Genomic DNA, 17,658 nt, shown 5'->3' on the forward strand with positions numbered 1-17,658 from the left:
GTTCTGATGCGTCCCTCCAGGACGCGCCGCACCCCTCTGGGGCGCACAAAAAACAGGCGGAGCGAACTACTGGTCGGTGTCCTCGCGCTCAAGGCTACGAAGGTACTGTCGACACTCGCCGAACAGGCCGCTCGCAGTCGCCTCACCGGTCGTGAGGTGACGAACCCACTCAATCGCCCAGCAGTACGCGGGATCGGACTCGCCCTTTCCGTGGATGTACCACCAGCGAGCGGCTTTGAGCACGACGAGTGGGTTTGTCGGCGGCCGTTCGCTCAGGAGAGACCACGTAATCGACTCGATTTCATCGGGAACGTCGGCTCGGGTGAACTCCGAACAATGCACGAGTTCGAGATCGACTGGAATCTCGTCGATCGAGACGTCAGACTCTGTTTGTTGGCGACTCATGGAAATCACGTCACACGGACTGTGTCTTCAGCCCGCACCCATCACGGGCGCAAAAAATCTCGATGTCGCGCTAGTACCGACGGGTCTCTCGATCGACGCTATGCGAGGTGCGACACCTCCTCCGGTTCGGAGTCGTCAGCGAACTCGTTGCGCTTGACTGGCGTCCAGTCTTCGGTCGTGGTTGGTGCCCACCAATCGACGTGGTAGTCACCCGGTGCACCGAGAATCTTAACTTGTGCTTCGTCGTCGGGAAGCGGCCGGCGAAGTTTCTTGTCAACGTGGAGATTCCACGTCGTCGTCGCGTCGAATGTGATGATGACCGCCTCATCGTAGCCACGCGACTCAGGCGACTCACGGCACGTCACGCTGGTATTGCACTCTGTGCAGAACACCCCCTCGAAGGGAATGTGCGTGAACGACTCAGTACCACACACCGGACACCACAGAAATTCGAACAGCGCCTCGTCGTGACGGAACACGCGCTCGAGACTCATCGATCATTCACCACCGTTGCAGGTGTCACGAGCGGCTGGTGTGGGAAGTGAGACAACTCGGCTGCTGACGTTGGAATCAACATCTGTTACTGCGCCTCCGCCCCTTTGGGCGGCGCAAAAACAACGCCGTAGTGTAGACCTGCTGAACGCGCAATAGAACTGAATGAGGTACCCTGTCGTAGGTCACGAATACAATCGTGAAAGTGGCAGAGTGAGAGTACATTTCGTCTGTCTTCCTGTGGTGATTGCAGAGTAGTATCCCAATATGAGTCCGGTGCGACACACCACAGGAAGATTTACTCTGTGTCTACTGCTAACTCCGCGAGGACGTCATCGTGTGAGGTCGTTCGAACGCGCTCGACAAACGCATGTGCAGCGGCGGCAGTTGCAAACACCGACGCATCGTAGCCAACGCCCCACCGAACACAGTCCACTCGTCGGTTACCACACCACCGGACAGCGGGGTGTACTCGACACGATAGCTGTCAGCCGCATCGTCGACGACGATTCGAACAGCAATACTACGATCAGGAAGCGGCTCTCTCAGGAGTACCATTGGACACAGCGTCGACTCAGTAATGGACATCAGCGGGAACGATCCACAGATGGTCGTTCGACCCGACGAGCTGCTCAAGCCGCTCGCGATGCCGAACCCCGTCAGCGAACTCGTCGTAGAGGTACACCGCCGGCCCGCGGTACGCCCCGAGATTGTGGCACGCATGCCTGACGAGGTCCTCATCGCGCATAATCGCCGCAGCGTCGAGGTCGTCAACGCCCTCTCGAACACGCTCGAGGTTTCGCTCAAACTCGCGTGTCGTCGCCTGCCACCCGCGCTCAAGGAGCTGTTGTCCGTCTTCTGAGCCAACAGGCTCTGCAACCGGGAGGTCACCCCACCGGTCGCTGCCGGCGACCGTTGTCGAGTCGTCATCGAACGTCACATAATAGTCGAACACCGCCTCGGCGTGCGGGGCAGCACCCACCAGTTGGTCGAATACGTCAGCGGCCCGCGAGAGGGCTTGGTCTGTTGTCGATGCAGTCACGAGAGCATAGATTACCTGGTGCATTCGTCGTCACCTCGCCGACTCAGGAGTCGAAGTCTGTCCGACCCCCTGCGCCGGCGCCCATCGCCGGCGCACACAAACACAACTCACTGCGACACACCAGAGATCACGAGTACGGGTGCTCTCGAGACGGTGAAAGATACCTCACGCTGGTACTGTTGAACTCACCGACATGAAACCGGTCATTCTTCTCGAAGCCAAGTGTGGACGGACCATGACGGAACTCGTTGTTTGCCATCCACGCAGCAAACCCTCCTTAATTCGCTGTTGGGCCATATTCCCCTCAAGCTTGGCGAACACACAAGCAGTTGGAATAACGCGTCTGGTGGGGTCATCATCGGAACTTCCTCAGGATATATCAAATCGATTGCCGGAAACACCTGATTTTAGTTCAAATAAATAGGAGGATAACTGTGACAAGCAACTTCTTAGATCGCAGTTCCATCTTTGGTCTTGTCGGTGCGGTCGTGATCGTTTCTGGCGGACTCATAGCTACTCCGCCAACGGGAATGACAGAGACTGGTCTGACCGCGACAGCAGTCTTCCTTGCGACACTTCTTCTGTGGTTGATTCGCGCTGTTCCATATGTGATCTCAAGCGTCACTGCAGTCATGCTCCTCTATGCACTTGGCGTCTCAAATTCCGTCCAAGATGCTGCATCTGGGTTCTCTTCTTCGCTCGTTTTCTTTCTACTTCTACTCTTTCTGTTGGGGAACACGATTTCCGAAGTGAATCTGGATACCCGACTCGCAGACCGCCTCCTTGGGACCAAAAATTCCCCAACGCATGCACTTCAATCGCTAACAGCGGCACTACTCTCTCTTGCTGTCTTTATGCCCTCTGCTGCGGCTCGGACCGTGACACTAATTCCTGTAGTTCGTCGTCTTCGGACCTCTTTTGATCTTTCCTTCAGTTCTGACTTCTCGCAAACTGCTTTCTTGATCCTTGGCCAAGTAAACCCACTTGCATCCATTGGACTCATGACTGGCGGTGGTATGGCTGTAGTCACTGCTGGACTCATTCACTCGCTCGTCGGTCCCCTCACGTGGGTGGAATGGGCCCTATACATGGTTCCTCCTGCAGTAGTCCTATATCTGCTTGGTACTGTTTCCGTTTTCGCGCTCTATCCGCTCAGTTATCCAGATATTCAGAAACCGATGACAAAAGATACTGCTACTGGCTTCAACCGTGACCAACAGATCGTTGCCACTGTGATGTCCGGAACCGTCCTTGCGTGGATTATCGGATCTTTCCTTGGGATCCCTACCATTCTTCCAGCTGCTGCGGCAGTCCTTATCCTTGGACTCCCCAAGATCCGAATTATCCGTGCAGATGCTGTCGAGGACGTGAGCTGGAACGTGCTCTTTCTCATCGGTGCAATGTTTTCTTTACTTGAGGCACTCACGAATACGGGCGTTGTGGAACTGCTTATCAACCAGACCTTAGAGACAATCCCGCTTCACGCTCTCCCCACGTTCGCAAGCATTGGTATTCTTCTTCTGGTCGCAGTCGCCATTCGTACTGTGTTCTCTACTGGGTCTGCGGCGCTGCTCGTTGTTGTCCCTTTCGCGCTTCGGATTGGGGAACAACTGGGTGTGAACCAACTTTATCTCTCATTTGCACTGCTCATCGTTATTGGTGGAACGACGTTTCTTCCGTTCAACACAACCTCCGCCCTGCTTGCGTACGAAGAGGGGCCACTAAAACAGAGAGAGGTTGCTAAGTTCGGCGTCGTAACACTCCTTCTCTCATTAGGAGTTAGCACTACCGCATGGCTATTCTACTGGCCGTTTGTCTCAAGCGTATAGAACGCCTGACCCTCCATCAGGCGTCGGTGTGTACGCGAGACCGTTACGCTCTCTACCGTGTTGTTACCGTTGACGCTGGCCTCGATCGACATTTTTCCTTTCGGATGTCCCAACTCAACCGTACCACTATCGGGGGCATCTGCGACCTGATTTGGAATCGTCCCCTCAAGTAGTGTCGCGGCTGCAGTACACGATGCACCTGTCACAGCATATACTGGGTGAAGGTACTGCATGCTCATAATTCGAGCTGTAATATCGATTTCCGATTCAGTAACGTGGCCTACGGTCGCTTCGTAATCGGTTGGCGGCGCGACGAACGCTATCTTTGGGAAGCCAGGCGATTCGACGGTTGCATCCTCAGGAGAATCGACGATGCCGAGATCCGTACACACGGTCGCTCGAATCTGCTCAATCCGGTCAAGGAACTCAGGATTGTTATCGATGTCTTCGGGCAGCTCCGTGCCAGTGACACCGAGGTCAGATGCTCGGACGAAAACAACGGGAGTTGTAACATCTAAGACCGTCATCTCGACAGACCTTCCATCGACATCAAGTGTCGTTACCCGTTCATTGAACGGAAAGAGTCCTTTTTCAATTGTGCTGGCCGGATCGTAGAACGTCGTGTCAACCCGAGCGCCAGTACCAGGAACACCGTGGATCTTGTGATCGCCCACAGTAGCTGTACGACCGCCGACGACTTCGAAGGATTGGTCGATACGTGTCTCTGTGTTCTTATTATAGAGCGTAACTGTTGTTTCACCGTAGTCGGGGACATCGATCATATTTTGATCGACAGCGAACGGTCCAACGACAGTCGTCATGTTTCCGCAGTTCCCTCCATAATCGATGGTCGGATCACGGACACTGACCTGACCAAATTCGTAGTCTATGTCAATGCCATCTCGATTACTCTCTTCGATGATCATCAGTTTGGATGTCGTTGATGTTCCACCACCAAGTCCATCGATTTGACGCTCATCAGGACTACCGAACAGCGAGAGGAGTGCTGTATTGGTGTTCTCTTCTGGGAGTTCATCGCGAGCGACGGCAACTCCCTTGCTGGTGCCTCCGCGAACGAGGGCGCACTGTAGTGAATTCTGATCCATTTAAGCGTTTGTGGTTGAGCCGAGTTGTTGTTTCAGCACCGGACCGAGGTACGGCCCGACGATGATCACTACCGTTGCGACGATCAGCAGCAGTCGAAGGGGGGTTGCGAAGAAAATATCCAAACTTCCGTTGCTAAGGGAGAGCGATCTGGAGAGGTTTTCCTCCGCAATGGGACCAAGAATGAGTCCCAGAAGGAACGCGACGATGGAGTAGTCGTACGACTCCATGAAGTACCCGACAATCCCCAATGCGAGCACGACGAATACGTCGATGTAGTTCGAATTGAGCGAGAACGCGCCCAAAACGGACAGCACGATAATGATGGGAATAATCACAGAGGTATTCACCGTCGTCAAGTAGCCTGCCCACCGAACTACGAGGAGGCCGAGGGCAAAGACAATGAGACTACATACGACGAGTGAGACGAAAATCGAGTATGTGAGATTGATCTGTGCGCCAAAGAGTGCTGGACCAGGGCGGATCCCGTGAAGCATGAGTGCACCGATGAGGACAGCGGTTGTGGTGCTCCCAGGGATACCGAACGTTAGTGTCGGAATCAGCGATCCACTTACTGTCGCGTTGTTTGAGGACTCTGTGGCGATAATACCCTCTTCGGAACCGTTTCCGAATTTTTCGGGATTATTAGATGCACGTTTTGCTTCGCCGTACGCGATAAACGTTGAGACAGACCCTCCGGAGCCTGGAACTGCACCAATAAGCAAGCCGATGATGGATGACTTGATGAGCGTGAAGGGTTTGGAAAGGACCGTCCGAATACCCGACCGGACGCTCCCTCCGATGTCAACATCTCCACCACGCGAAATCGTCCCGCCCTGCTTACTCAGTCGGAGCATCTCCGAAACTGCGAAAATCCCAATGAGGGCTGCGACAAAACTGATTCCGTTGTGAAGACCGAGCTGGCCAAACGTGTATCGCTGTGTTGGGAGCATTGGTGCGATCCCAACAGTTGCAAGCATCACGCCGAACCCGCCCGCCATTGCATCTTTTAGGAACGATCCTTCAGAGACGACCATGATGAGCGAGAGTCCAAGGACTGCGACTAAGAAGTACTCAGGCGTCCCGAACAGGAGGACGATTGATACGAGTACAGGAAGGATTGCGAGAACGGCCACTCCACCGAGGAAGTCACCGATAGCTGAGGAAACAGCTGAGATAGTAAGTGCGTCAACGGCACGTCCAACTCTCGCCATCGGATAGCCTTCGAGCGTCGTCGCTGCTGCAGACGCAGAACCTGGAACATTGAATAGAATTGCAGAGATGCTACCCCCGTACATGACTCCATTGTATATTCCGATGAGGAAGATAATCGCGGTGATATCCCCCATCTGGAGTGTGAATGGTGTCGCAATTGCCAAGGTGAGTGCTCCTCCGACACCGGGAAGACCACCGCCGATGATACCAATAAAGACACCGAGCGCGAGGAGCGCAATCCCCGGCCATGAGACAACCGTTTCGATTGCGTGGAAGAGTATGCTAAGGTCGACCATTTAGAGCCCTCCAGTAACAATATCAAGGTTCATGAGCGCAACGAAGACATAGGCAACCCCAGTAAGTGCGATGGTGATAATCGCGGTTACCCACCACTTCTGACCCGTGTAGACGAGGTAGGCGAGTGCAAAAACCGGAGTTACCCAGAATAGCCCAACGGTGTACCCAAGTAGGATATACCCTGTAATGAGCGTACCAAGGACTAGCATGCGGATTAGGTTTTCACTCTCCGTAGTATCTTCACTCGTCTCCGTCCCTGACGTCGACGACTCATCGGTATCAGAGCCGCTGAGTACAACAGCGTCATCTTTGGTGAATTCGTAAGGGATGATGTTGTTTAGGACGCGAAGCGCGGCTGCGACCAAGACAAGTCCGGACGCAGCCTGTGGAAAGAGACGCGCTGCCGGTGGGAAGTCGTAGGCTGTGACGAACATATACACGGCAAGTGTGACTAGTAGCGCGGCGAACACATGCTCACCGCGGACAGTATCCGTGAGTCGATCCATCACCGATGATTTGGATGTGCTCATTTTTGGATAAACTCATTAGCGGACTCAGCCGCCGTTTTTCCGTACACGGCCGCGTTCGTTTGGCCAGTTCCACCAGGGTAGTTGTCGAAGAACAGTCCACCGGTGCTGTTCCCAGCAGCGTAGAGTCCCGGAATCGTCTCGCCGCGACTGTCGATGACTTCTGCGTCGGTGTTAGTGCGGACACCACCGAAGCTGAACGTGATACCACCAGTGACGGCATACGCGTAGTAGGGGGGCTCATCAATGGGGAGTGCCCAATTCGTCTTCGGGGGTGTAACGCTAGTTGCTTCGTTCCCGTCGAGAACCTCTGGTTCAAACTCACCTGGATCGCAGGCAGCGTTGTACTCTTCAATGTTTGCAACAGCTGTCTTGGGGTCGCCACATCCGACTTCGTCCAGAAGATCGGGGAGATTATCCGCGATGGTGGGATCCGACGGTCCAGTTGCGCGGAGGAGATCGTGAACCTTCGAGTCGACGACAATGTACGCGACGTGATTTGGTTCCTCAAAGATGAGACGGCCAAACTTCGCGTAAGTATGTGCACGAGCGTCCTGACCTTCGTCAACAAACCGTTCTCCTTCGTCGTTCACGATGACGCCGTACTGGTAGCCATCGACACGATTTGCACCACCAGCGACGTCCGGGCTAGCAGCGTCAATAAGTGCCATATGGGCACCACCCCACTGACCGACGAGATCAGCACCGATATCGCTGGCTGCTTCGAGTGCTTCGCCAGTGTTGTATCGACTGCCACGTACCTTCATCGCGTCATAATCACGTCCATAGTACCGAACGCGCTTTTCGTCACTCGAACTGTATGCGCCGGCTGCAAGGACAACGGCATCAGCCTCAAATCGAACAGGGCCATCGTCAGTTATCGCATCCACACCGACGACGCTACCATCACTATCTCGGTAGAACCCACGAGCTTCAGTCTTGAAGTGGAAGTCTGCACCTTCGTTTTCAGCAGCTTCAGTGACAGTGTCAACATATTCTTCGCCATCGAACCACGTGCGCGCCACGGTATACCCAACGGCAAGCGGTTCCATCTGCCAGTCAACGCCAGCGGAACCGGTGAGCCACTCAAGGGTATCGCCGGCGTTTTCGGCGAGATAGCGAGCGAGGTCCGGATCTGCCCGGTCACTAGTCTGATCAAGAATATCTTCGTAGAACTCGTCGGCAGTGTAGTCTTTGATGTCGAACTCGAAGCCATACTGCTCAAGGTCAGTCCCAACGGAGGGAACACGGAACGATTCGCTGAATCGAGTGTGTCCGCCCTGATGTTCACGAGGAGCTTTCTCGAGGACGGCAACAGTACGGTCAAGTTCCGCAGCGCGGAGCGCGGTCGCGAGACCAGCGGTACCACTGCCGACGACAACAATATCGTAATTGTACGTATTAGTGTACCCAGATGCGTTCATTGTAGGATTTTGTTGATGCTTTTGAGTGTTATTCGCCGCGAAGCTTCGACATATTGACTTTATCCGGGATTGTATTGATGGAGTTCACTAAGGCCTTCTTAGCGCGTTCGTGAGAACCATATTCGACAATATTTCCAGTCTGCTCTGACCAGGTCTGCACTTCATCGGTTTGGAGTGCAGCCTTAACACCCTCTGCGAGGGTATCGCGGACATCCGTAGGTGTTTCAGGCGGGAGGAACATGCACCGAGTGAGCTGGCCGATGTAGTCGATGCTTTTGAAACCGGTGTCCGACGGGGATGGTGCCTTAGGGAAGACAGAACTCCCCTCACTCGAGAGAATCGAGACAACCTCGAGATCGCCCGATTCAACGGCACTCTGCGCCGCAGTGTCAGTAGTTGCGACGACGGGGACTTCACCGGAAACAGCCGCTTTGATCGCAGGTCCAGCGCCGTCGTAAGCGACATATTGGTTGTAGTTCAGACCGTAGTCATTCTTCATCACGATAGCAGCGAGGTTGACGATGCCACCGCGTCCAAGCCCTGCGAATTGCTTGAGATCTCCAGACTGGTAACGGTTGACGAGATCTTTGAGGCCCTCAATGTTATGCTCTGGATTCGCAAAGATTCCGTAGGGCGTCCGGGCGTACGTACAGACGGGCATGAGCTTCGTCATATCCCAATCCGGCTGGTGTACCAAGTAGGAGATCGGCGTTGACGGTGGGTTGAATCCACCAAACGTGTATCCATCGGGCTCGGACCGAAGGATCTCAGCAGCCCCTTTCAGCGAGGCAGCTCCTGGTACGTTTTCGATTGCGATCCCAGAACCCAGTTCGTTGGAAACTTGGGGCATAATCTTCCGAGCGTAAGTGTCGGTACCGCCGCCCTGACTGAAGGGGACGATATAGGAGAGATCTTCACTAGGGTATTCGCCACCGCCACCCTGGAGCTCACTCTGGACCGCACTACAACCTGAGAGTGCTACGGTTCCGGCACCAGCTGCGGCCATAAAGCCACGGCGTGTCATACTGGCATTGGTGTCATGTGCCATGCACCGGACGATTGGGGTTTGACTAATAAGGTTAACGATGATGAGGATAATGAAGCACTACTGATTGTATTCACGAGAAGTGACGCTACTGGTACTCTAATCGCAGCTGGAGTTCATTTGTCACGCCCAAGAGGAAGTTCGGAAGCTCAGATCGGAATCTCTCTCCTTTGATTCGATGTGCAGGTCCCGAGATACTCACGCCACCGATGACGGTGTCATTACTCAAAACCGGCGCACCAACAGCTCTCAGTCCCCCGATAGACTCCTCGTCACTGACTGCGTATCCGCGGTCGCGTATCTTCTGTAATTCGTCAAAGAGAGCCTCTCGGTCTGTGACCGTGTTTTCAGTTAATGCCGGGAGGCCGTGCTGGTCAATAATTTCTATAACACGACTACGCGGAAGATGAGCGAGAATAGATTTACCTGCCGAGCTGGCGTGCAAGTTTATTCGCTTCCCAATCCGAGAATCAGCCCGTACAGCATTGTTCCCAATCGCTGTATGGATGTATGTCCCAACACCATGTTCTTCGACAATAAATTGAGCTCGCTCACCGGTTTCTTCGGCTATTTCTTCGATTTTCGGAATCGTTGTTCGAAACTGCTGGTCTCGGATCCGGACGTCCCCACCCTTGTCGAGAAACGCCATCCCTAGCTTATAACTTCCGTTCTGTTTGGTGAGGTAGTCTTCGTTTTCAAGCGTCTTGACATACCCATGAACAGTACTCCGCGCGAATCCGACTTCATCGGTGATTTCGCCAATAGTAAGCGCATCTCGTTCCTGAATTATATCAATGATTTCTAAGGCATTTTCAAGCGTCTTGAGAGAGCGACCAGATTCATTCCCGGGCATATTAGACCATTTCATCAGGGGAGTCAAAAGTGTTCACGATTTGTGAATCCTAAATGAGGCTTATTTCATACTCAGAGAAGCCGAATTGGGAGTGAGTAAGGCAAAGAGTCGTTTACAGGGAGGTTCAGATATTGTGAATTATTTTGGAGAGAATGGTGTGGTTTAGTCTCGATAGAGACAATCCTTGAACCATTAATACGGTGATTAGCGATGGTATTGGTCCAGATGCACCCATATTTGAGGTTTTACGATATTCAGCCCTGTAAGTTGTACTATGTATGATAAAAAGAATATAATTTTCACCCATTTATCTAAGGAATTTTCTCCAAGAGGAATATTCCATAGTGATTAAAATCGAATCTAACTTGCGCGCGGTATCCGATCATGGCCGAGCATAGAGATCGGAGCACATCTGAGTGGCAAGAATTTCGTGATGAATAGCATCTTGCGAGCACTGATGGGAACTCTCATTTTCAGAAGAACAAACTATAGTACTGTAATGGCAGATACAAACTCAGTCTGAACCAGATGGTTTCGGTTAGATTCCTAGAATCCTAGTGGAATCTGGCCATAGTTCCAGCGTCAGGCGTTCAGCTCAGGTCCGTACTGCGGTGTTCGACACACGGAACACTGCCAGACCGGCTCACCAGCCCACGCTGCGGGTGGGCTGTCGTCGCATGAGTCGAACCGATGCGGTGTCTGCTTACCACACGACTGACAGCGGAGCCGTTGCCGTGTTGGCGAGGCCGACGACGACTGTGACGGCGAGATATCAACAGACGCTCGCCGAAGCGCAATCGCCGGGACAACCCACGTCTCTGAATCCGAGAGCAACTGCTCACGACGGGAGTCCTCAGTAATCTGCGTCCCAGCAGCGTCGTACCATCGCGAAAAAGAACCCTCCGCCGAAGGAGAAGCGGACCACAACGAGACTGACCGTGCTTTCGCTACGAACCCACCCGCACGCGATCCAGTCGCTGGGACAACATCCGGGAGGTGGCCCCATCGCGTTCGAAGTGGCTCCGCAATCGGCTGTTCGAGCGCTGCAACAAGTGTACACTCATCAATGGCTGACGAGTGGGAACGCTGCAGTAATCGTGTGGCTGCAGTCCCTTTTGCGAGTGCACCCCGCGAAGACTGTGACGTAACGAGCAGGCAGATGATGCCGTGGAGTGATTGCTCGCGGGGGTCAGAGGTGCTGTCTGGGACCGAGACATCCTGTTCGAGGCAGAACCGACACTGGCTCTCGGTCCGAGGAATGGCCCGCTCACAGGTCAGACAGGTGACCGTATCCCGGTCGTCACCTGCAGGGTAGTTACGCTCCGGGATTCCGTCGCCGTACTCGGCATGGTCAGTTTCCAACTGTAGGTCCGGAAGCTGCGTCGCTTCGCCATACGGTCGAAACTCCGCGGTCGGGTCACGGTAGGGCGGCATACCGCGTCGTGGTCGTACGTTCCGATATAAACGTTCGTCCAGCAAGGCCACCCTGAAACCCGACTGGAGGCCAACAAACGTATATGTATTCTCAAACTAGCTGCGGACAGCAAAATGCGCGACTTGACCGGGTTCCAACGCGATCTGCTGTACGTCACCGCCGGCTTGGATGAGCCACACGGACTCGCAATCAAAGACCAACTCGAAGACTACTACGAAACCGAGATCCACCACGGCCGGCTGTATCCCAACCTCGACACGCTCGTTGAGAAGGGACTGCTCGACAAAGGCGAAAAGGACCGCCGAACGAACGTCTACGCGATCACAGCCAGAGGTCGCCGGGAAATCGAAGCCCGCGACGACTGGGAACAACAGTATACCAGCGAACTCACGGAATAACGTGAGAAATCAAGCCAGATTGTTAAATTTTCTCGCCAGAGTCAGAAGTACGAACAGTTTTGACTGGGTTTTGGATGTTCTCGCTGAGAGTTGTTCTCCTGGATCTGTTGAAACCCTCTTCACGTCTGGCGATTTGCTGAGAGGCTAGTTTCTAACCGGATCGACGAGCAGGTGGGAAGAGTGTCTCTTCTCAATGTCAACGCTGCATTTCAACAGCTGGTACACCAAGAATGTGGAACACTAGACCGAGTGTTACGCTTCACACCTGCACGCGGTGAGTCCGGGAATGTACCCTCGAAGGTTATTTAGACGCCCCCATAGGGGACATTTTGGAAGGTCTGACCGAGCGATGCGTCAGGACCATTCGTGAACTCCCCATTGTAATAGTCTTCAACAATCAGGTCGCGGTAGTCGAGACCACCGCCTAGTTTACAGATTGAGAGGTACTCCGTATCCCACGTGATATCGAAGGAGCTCTGATTATACGACCAATTGAGCTCCGTTGAGACTGTACTCCCTTTCGAACTAAAGTGCAAGTCTGGCTGGGTGTAGGTGCCACGTAGTGTACCACTCCCACTTGTATCCGTCCCAATTGAAACAGAAAGGTCGATGCCCGTTGATATTTGGCCATCTTTCGTTCCAGTGGGTGCGCGATCAATAATCCTGGGATCTGCGGGGGACTTATCCCATCGGTGCTCCGCTCGACCTGACTCGTTGAGCCCAGCTGTACCAGCCTCAGTATTAACGCCGGGGATTACCTGGGTGTTCGTACCAAGCCCCCACACGTTATCATTATCCGTATTGTTGTAGCATTCCGAAGTCATAATGACCTTGCCACCATCACTATCACCGAACTCGTTGGTAACCGACCCCCAGTCAGAGAAATTGTCAGAGTCGATCGTATCGTCACTTGCGATTCGATAGGTGCCGGTGTTAATGAATGCATCTGCCTTCTGATGTCGTTGGTGCGCCTCAGTCGCCTGCTGTGAGGCAACTGCTCTTTCTCGGGAGTCTAGCTTCGTCACCAGCCCATGGTATCGCTCTGGCGTCCCAGTCTCGTCAACCAAAATCGCATACGCAACGAGTGCCTGGGTCTCTGCAGAAACGGGGTGCATCCCTACGGTGAGTTCGCGGCCATACCGAGTGCCGAACCTTTGTTCGATTTCCGCATGCAGTTCTGCGATCTCAGATTCAGAGATTGGATCGTGTGGCTCTTTTTTCAAAACAGCACCAACTGGTTCAGAACTTGACTGTGCACGCGCAAGCTGCGCCGAGCCAACAACACCAGCACCGAGGAGTCCGACCTGTTTGAGAACTGTTCGACGGCCAAAGGTACGGTCTGTGCGTCCCATTGATACATCAACACAATGATCTGCTGAAGAGAAATAGATAATTACTGAATAATATCATCAGGTGTTCTTTTTCGAGAGATGAAAAATCACCAGCAGTGGAACTACAAGTAGTGTACCCGACAGCTAATCGGACTCCGGGATCGAACCAAGTAGACGCAGACTGTAGTGCGCGAGGTGACTATCATCTCCCCACGCACAGGCGGTGATGATGTTGTTGTCGTCAAGGATTCCAATGAGACTGTTCGTCTGGTCGAGAACGACGAGAATAAGCTTTTTTTCGAGACCGTGCTGTGAGTTCCACTCCGGTACACGAACAGTCATGTTTGGCGATGTCGAAGTACGTTCGGTAGCCGGGTCGAGCTGGCGCTCACCGATGAGTACTGTGGCCTCCTCAGCATTAGTTTGAGTGACGAGTGACTCTCGAAGTGATTCGGTTACAGTCCCAAGATACGCGTGCATTCGAGTGTACTTCGCATCAGACACCCATTCCTTAAATGCTGACGCAGCTCTCATCGGCGCACGAGGTGTCGAAAGCTTCATTGTCGCCTCGGAGAGGGGCGCCATTGGGGATGGGATCCTTAGCGAGGCTGCAACTTCAAACAGCGGTGCGAACGCCCCTGCTCGGTTTACATACTCGAGAGTGTTGGTGACATGTTTGAGTATGACCTCTCCAGCACGTGTTCGTCTGTATCGGGTCCCATCTCTCAGTACCCACCCAAACTCAACAAACGTTGAGAGGCATCGGTGGACTGTTGGTCGAGACGCCGGGGTTTGGTTGCTAATCATTCGTTCCTCTGTGAAGTCAGTTGGAAGAGTGCTGAGTATCTGCTGACGGTGTTCTGACCGGAAGAGATACTCCAATTGCTCCCACCCGATGTCTGGGGCGCGTTGCTGCACTGTCATGAACTTAACCCATACAGCAGTGGTGCAGCGCTCACAAACAGCGCCCCGCGAACGACTGTTGGTGGAGCGACTGCTCTGTACTCAAGGGTTGGCAGGCGATGGACATCAAGTCCAGACTCGCTAGGCGACGCGCTGGCTAGGCCACCGTCTGGTGCAACGAACAGTACCCGGTCCCCGGCAACTACTGGCGACTGGTCGATATTCCCGAGTGCAACACCAGGCAACTCTCTAGACGCCTCTACTGTGTCTGACGCCTGTATAGAACCGGTTTCTGGGCTGATTTGATATAGTGTCCCACTCACGTCAGTCGTGTAGAGTGTCTCGTCAAGGACGGTTGGTGAAAAACTATGCGTCCCAGGGAGTTGTGTCTGCCACTGTTGTACACCTGTCGTCCCGTCTACGGCAACGAAATACCCGCCTCCAGTTCCGGTGTATATCGTCCCATTCCAGACAAGCGGAACATCACCAAGATGTCCACCCTCGATCCCCGAGTGCGTCCATTGGACTGTCCACGAACCGATGTCAACTGCGAGTAGTGTGTTTTTCGTTCGCACGTAGACCGTGTCAGGGTTCGCTGCGAGATGTCTCGGTGCTACGGGCATACTGAGTACGGTCGGTGATGCTGCAAGTTGGTCAAATACGATGAGTTGACTCTCGGTGTTTCGCTGGACCCCGACAACAATAGTGCCATCAATGATAAGTGGCGAAGTTCGAATGGTAACCGACGCTGGGAATTGATGAATCGTCTCACGCACCCCTGTCTCAAGGTGAATACGAGCTACTGTGGTCTGACTCACGGTGTATACCCATCCATCAGAAAGAGATGGTGGTTTTACTAACTGCTCCCCGTCTGGCACTTCAACCTGCCACTCTTCATCTCCTGTCAGCATATCAATTGCTGTCACCGAGAACTTTCTCGCTTGGACCACCACCCGTCCGTCGACGAGTGGTTGTGACGGTGGTTGGATGACAGACCCACTAAGACGGGTCGACCACGCCATTTCAGGATCAGAAACCTGGGGACCTGTTCCAGATCGGGCACGATCGCCGTGCTGTACTGTCCACGAACCACTCACGGGTTCGATTGTGCTACGGTGGCCCCACTCAGAAGTGTTGTTTGGGGCGGAAGTTGACTCTGGTGCAAGGCTGCAGCCTGAGAGACTCGCGGCTACACTAGCGAGGAGGGCTCTTCTAAACATCCAATTGACATTTCTAGGTCAGAGAGTCATAAATCACACGGGAGGTAGGTTGATGTTCCAAGGATGAAGTTGTGGGTTAGTCACCTGCAAGCCTAGGAAGGTCGTCTGTAACTAATCGAAGTCCCGACCAACAATCCACACGAATTCGTACGACCACAAGAGGCTACGAGAGGAGTAGTCAATTGCTGTCGCGAGCGCCGCACTCCTCGAAGTGCTCGTTGAGGACAAAATGCCATTCGCCCCCTTCTCGTCCCTCCAGTTGGTCCAAATTGAGGACACTCGCCTCCGAGACAGAGGTGGCCGAAGAACTGTGGCCGTTCTTGATCTTGCTTGCCCTCTTAGTCCTCACCGGAACGCTCGGGGTGGTATGGGTGTGTTCGGAGACGTGGTGCACCACCCATGTCCAGATCCGCCGAACCATTCAGCGTCTGGTGGTGTTAGTCGCCCTGCATGGTCCGTGACAGAGACTCCCATTCGCAGGGGGCGGCGGTAGGTCTCAGGCAGTCAGATAGCAGCTAACCTCGTGGAGGTAAATTCGAGGCCTTCACTGGCTGGGAAGTCGTTTATCAGTCATCGTTACTGGGTGCGTGCCTTCCGCCTCTCCATAGACAGACAAACACATTTTCTCGTGACAGTAGACATCTTCTGACCGCATCACCACCAGAGCGGTAGGGTTGGTCGTGGCTGCGCGCGCAGCGTCTGCGAGCACGGAGCGGAGGGTGGGGCGGCGGGGCCTGGGTCGGCCCGGCCACCAACAAAAAAGAGAGCTGCCTCGCGCCGTTAGGCGTCCCACCAAGCGTCGCGCTCGGGGAAGTGCACGGTCGTCCACCCCGTCAGGGCAATCGAGACACGCCCGTCGTACCAGTTCCGCGCCGCTCCGTGAATCCGCACACGTTCGCCCTCGCGAATCCACGGCACGTCCGAGGCCTTCCAACTCGTCAACTTCACCTGCCCGCTTTCGTCTTCGAGGAGCCCCGCTTGCTGAATCGCCGGCGACTCCGACTCCCACACTGTCGTCAACGTCCCTTCAACGCACACCTCGCGTCGCGACACGCCCTCAAGCTTCCCGATTGGCACCATCGTCCCCGGTGCACCTTCGAGTTCCTCGAACACGCTCACAGTTGCCGACATCATGTCCTTGCCACCCAACACCGCCTCGCTCAGCCGCCGACTGATCGCCGCTCGTGACCACCCATCCAGCTTCTCTGCCAACCGTTTTGCCTGAGAGTTCACTGCGCCCAACTGTGCTTGGGTCAACTCCGTCCGGGGATCTGCCCGGTCGGGGTCAGCCATCGGGTTCACGCTTGCCGCCCGCTTCTGGAACTGCCGCCGTCGCGCAGCGCTCCGCTCGGCCGCAATCGTTCGCGACCGCACCTCACGACCCTCTTGCGAGCCCAGTTCCGCACGAGCACTAATCCGTTCGAGTTCAGCTTCCCGCGCTCGAATGCGCTCTTCTTGGGCCAACGTCACGCCGTGAATCCGCTCGTCGCTCGTGTCTGCAATCCCATCTGGGTGGTTCGCATCAACCTTTGCTTGGATCTCCTGTTGCACCGTCGCCTGGAACTGCGGCGTCTCGTCGACGACCTCAAACCCATCTTCGTCGACTGTCGTCTCATCCGCTTGCTCGAACGCCTGTTCAGCCACCGAAACTACCTTGCGATTGGAGTTGTTACTAGACATTGTCGTAACTTCGAAGGCGCTGACGCGCCGACGCCCGCGACCTTACTCGCGGGATTCTCACGAACCAACCTGCTTGAGCCACGGCACCGACGTCGACCGATGACGCCGTCACCGAGGTGGCCGCGCCGCGCCTTCACGCCGGACCCTGTCCGGCGCGGCGCGGCACCGACGGCACCCCCACAGACGAGTGCGGGGGGTGAACCTCGAGGTGAGCGCGCGGTCACCGCCATATACCCAGCCGGTCACCGCGGGTCGGCGCCGCGCCGACGCCCGTCCGTCGGCAGACGCAACGGAAGCGGCCGCGGCGCCGAGGCGGCACGGCCGGGGGGTATACGGTGGTGAACGGCGTCGCATACGGCCACAGCGAGGCCGCAGAGAGCGAGGACCCGCTGGAACAGCACCGCGCCCGGACCCGCACGAGCCTGTCCCGTCCGTCGCAGACGCAACGGAAACGCCTC

The 17,658-nt window shown here is 54.8% G+C and carries 15 protein-coding genes and 2 pseudogenes; 2 read left to right on the forward strand and 15 right to left on the reverse strand.

Annotated elements, in window-relative coordinates:
• Positions 1-66 precede the first annotated feature (66 nt).
• From C5C07_RS19335 to C5C07_RS19350, 4 genes and pseudogenes are all read right to left on the reverse strand, one after another.
• The gene (locus C5C07_RS19335) at positions 67-405 is read right to left on the reverse strand and encodes a hypothetical protein (RefSeq protein ID WP_115805885.1); all 339 of its coding nucleotides are present in this window, start codon (positions 403-405) and stop codon (positions 67-69) included.
• 98 nt (positions 406-503) lie between these two features.
• Positions 504-899, reverse strand: a complete 396-nt coding sequence (locus C5C07_RS19340) for a hypothetical protein (RefSeq protein WP_115805886.1) — start codon at positions 897-899, stop codon at positions 504-506.
• Positions 900-1,195: 296 nt separating this feature from the next.
• A pseudogene (locus C5C07_RS22190) lies at positions 1,196-1,455 on the reverse strand (hypothetical protein).
• A gap of 16 nt (positions 1,456-1,471) precedes the next feature.
• Positions 1,472-1,963, reverse strand: coding sequence for a hypothetical protein (locus tag C5C07_RS19350; protein WP_115805887.1), 492 nt, complete (start codon positions 1,961-1,963; stop codon positions 1,472-1,474).
• A gap of 410 nt (positions 1,964-2,373) precedes the next feature.
• Here C5C07_RS19350 and C5C07_RS21970 point away from each other — a divergent pair, with 410 nt between their 5' ends.
• A complete protein-coding gene (locus C5C07_RS21970) occupies positions 2,374-3,768 on the forward strand; it encodes an SLC13 family permease (protein ID WP_233510463.1) in 1,395 nt (464 codons plus the stop codon).
• Here C5C07_RS21970 and C5C07_RS19360 read toward each other — a convergent pair.
• The 6 genes from C5C07_RS19360 to C5C07_RS19385 all read right to left on the reverse strand — a co-directional run bounded on the left by C5C07_RS19360 (position 3,741) and on the right by C5C07_RS19385 (position 10,233).
• Positions 3,741-4,874, reverse strand: coding sequence for a 2-methylaconitate cis-trans isomerase PrpF family protein (locus C5C07_RS19360; RefSeq protein ID WP_115805889.1), 1,134 nt, complete (start codon positions 4,872-4,874; stop codon positions 3,741-3,743). The genes C5C07_RS21970 and C5C07_RS19360 overlap by 28 nt on opposite strands.
• Positions 4,875-6,383 (reverse strand): tripartite tricarboxylate transporter permease, encoded by a 1,509-nt coding sequence (locus C5C07_RS19365; RefSeq protein WP_115805890.1) that lies wholly within the window; start codon positions 6,381-6,383, stop codon positions 4,875-4,877.
• Positions 6,384-6,914 (reverse strand): tripartite tricarboxylate transporter TctB family protein, encoded by a 531-nt coding sequence (locus C5C07_RS19370; protein WP_115805891.1) that lies wholly within the window; start codon positions 6,912-6,914, stop codon positions 6,384-6,386. It lies immediately after the preceding gene.
• Entirely contained in the window at positions 6,911-8,335 is a 1,425-nt protein-coding gene (tcuA, locus tag C5C07_RS19375; protein WP_115805892.1) for an FAD-dependent tricarballylate dehydrogenase TcuA, read from the reverse strand. Before tcuA ends, C5C07_RS19370 begins: the two co-directional genes overlap by 4 nt.
• A 28-nt stretch (positions 8,336-8,363) precedes the next feature.
• Complete coding sequence (locus C5C07_RS19380) at positions 8,364-9,383, reverse strand: tripartite tricarboxylate transporter substrate binding protein (RefSeq protein WP_233510464.1); 1,020 nt, start codon at positions 9,381-9,383, stop codon at positions 8,364-8,366.
• A gap of 85 nt (positions 9,384-9,468) precedes the next feature.
• The gene (locus C5C07_RS19385; RefSeq protein ID WP_081605253.1) at positions 9,469-10,233 is read right to left on the reverse strand and encodes an IclR family transcriptional regulator; all 765 of its coding nucleotides are present in this window, start codon (positions 10,231-10,233) and stop codon (positions 9,469-9,471) included.
• A 1,548-nt stretch (positions 10,234-11,781) separates the two neighbouring features.
• On the opposite strand from C5C07_RS19385, the gene C5C07_RS19390 reads away from it, so the two are divergent.
• Entirely contained in the window at positions 11,782-12,066 is a 285-nt protein-coding gene (locus tag C5C07_RS19390) for a PadR family transcriptional regulator (RefSeq protein WP_115805893.1), read from the forward strand.
• A 305-nt stretch (positions 12,067-12,371) separates the two neighbouring features.
• Here the strand turns inward: C5C07_RS19390 and C5C07_RS21185 are convergent, their stop codons facing one another.
• The 5 genes and pseudogenes from C5C07_RS21185 to C5C07_RS19405 all read right to left on the reverse strand — a co-directional run bounded on the left by C5C07_RS21185 (position 12,372) and on the right by C5C07_RS19405 (position 17,200).
• On the reverse strand, positions 12,372-13,418 hold the full coding sequence (locus C5C07_RS21185; protein ID WP_147302053.1) for a hypothetical protein: 1,047 nt from the start codon (positions 13,416-13,418) through the stop codon (positions 12,372-12,374).
• A 123-nt stretch (positions 13,419-13,541) separates the two neighbouring features.
• A complete protein-coding gene (locus tag C5C07_RS21975) occupies positions 13,542-13,982 on the reverse strand; it encodes a hypothetical protein (RefSeq protein WP_233510466.1) in 441 nt (146 codons plus the stop codon).
• Between the two features lie 144 nt (positions 13,983-14,126).
• A pseudogene (locus tag C5C07_RS22235) lies at positions 14,127-14,321 on the reverse strand (helix-turn-helix domain-containing protein); the annotation flags it as partial.
• Positions 14,318-15,322: a PQQ-binding-like beta-propeller repeat protein gene (locus C5C07_RS19400; RefSeq protein WP_115805895.1), complete on the reverse strand. Its 1,005-nt coding sequence runs from the start codon at positions 15,320-15,322 to the stop codon at positions 14,318-14,320. The gene C5C07_RS19400 and the pseudogene C5C07_RS22235, both read right to left, overlap by 4 nt.
• Positions 15,323-16,300: 978 nt before the next feature.
• A complete protein-coding gene (locus C5C07_RS19405; protein ID WP_115805896.1) occupies positions 16,301-17,200 on the reverse strand; it encodes an SOSS complex subunit B family protein in 900 nt (299 codons plus the stop codon).
• Between the last annotated feature and the right edge of the window lie 458 nt (positions 17,201-17,658).

Origin of the sequence: Haloferax sp. Atlit-4N (assembly GCF_003383025.1) — an archaeon.
Taxonomy (GTDB): domain Archaea; phylum Halobacteriota; class Halobacteria; order Halobacteriales; family Haloferacaceae; genus Haloferax; species Haloferax gibbonsii.

Bases quoted from the DNA above. Each gene is read 5' to 3' on its own strand.
- C5C07_RS19365 (WP_115805890.1), bottom strand. From the start codon at position 6,383: ATGGTCGACCTTAGCATACTCTTCCACGCAATCGAAACGGTTGTCTCA.
- C5C07_RS21975 (WP_233510466.1), bottom strand. From the start codon at position 13,982: ATGGCGCCCCTCTCCGAGGCGACAATGAAGCTTTCGACACCTCGTGCG.
- C5C07_RS19390 (WP_115805893.1), top strand. From the start codon at position 11,782: ATGCGCGACTTGACCGGGTTCCAACGCGATCTGCTGTACGTCACCGCC.
- C5C07_RS19370 (WP_115805891.1), bottom strand. From the start codon at position 6,914: ATGAGCACATCCAAATCATCGGTGATGGATCGACTCACGGATACTGTC.
- C5C07_RS19340 (WP_115805886.1), bottom strand. From the start codon at position 899: ATGAGTCTCGAGCGCGTGTTCCGTCACGACGAGGCGCTGTTCGAATTT.
- C5C07_RS19385 (WP_081605253.1), bottom strand. From the start codon at position 10,233: ATGCCCGGGAATGAATCTGGTCGCTCTCTCAAGACGCTTGAAAATGCC.
- tcuA (WP_115805892.1), bottom strand. From the start codon at position 8,335: ATGAACGCATCTGGGTACACTAATACGTACAATTACGATATTGTTGTC.
- C5C07_RS19405 (WP_115805896.1), bottom strand. From the start codon at position 17,200: ATGTCTAGTAACAACTCCAATCGCAAGGTAGTTTCGGTGGCTGAACAG.
- C5C07_RS19360 (WP_115805889.1), bottom strand. From the start codon at position 4,874: ATGGATCAGAATTCACTACAGTGCGCCCTCGTTCGCGGAGGCACCAGC.
- C5C07_RS19350 (WP_115805887.1), bottom strand. From the start codon at position 1,963: ATGCACCAGGTAATCTATGCTCTCGTGACTGCATCGACAACAGACCAA.
- C5C07_RS19335 (WP_115805885.1), bottom strand. From the start codon at position 405: ATGAGTCGCCAACAAACAGAGTCTGACGTCTCGATCGACGAGATTCCA.
- C5C07_RS19380 (WP_233510464.1), bottom strand. From the start codon at position 9,383: ATGGCACATGACACCAATGCCAGTATGACACGCCGTGGCTTTATGGCC.
- C5C07_RS21185 (WP_147302053.1), bottom strand. From the start codon at position 13,418: ATGGGACGCACAGACCGTACCTTTGGCCGTCGAACAGTTCTCAAACAG.
- C5C07_RS19400 (WP_115805895.1), bottom strand. From the start codon at position 15,322: ATGGCGTGGTCGACCCGTCTTAGTGGGTCTGTCATCCAACCACCGTCA.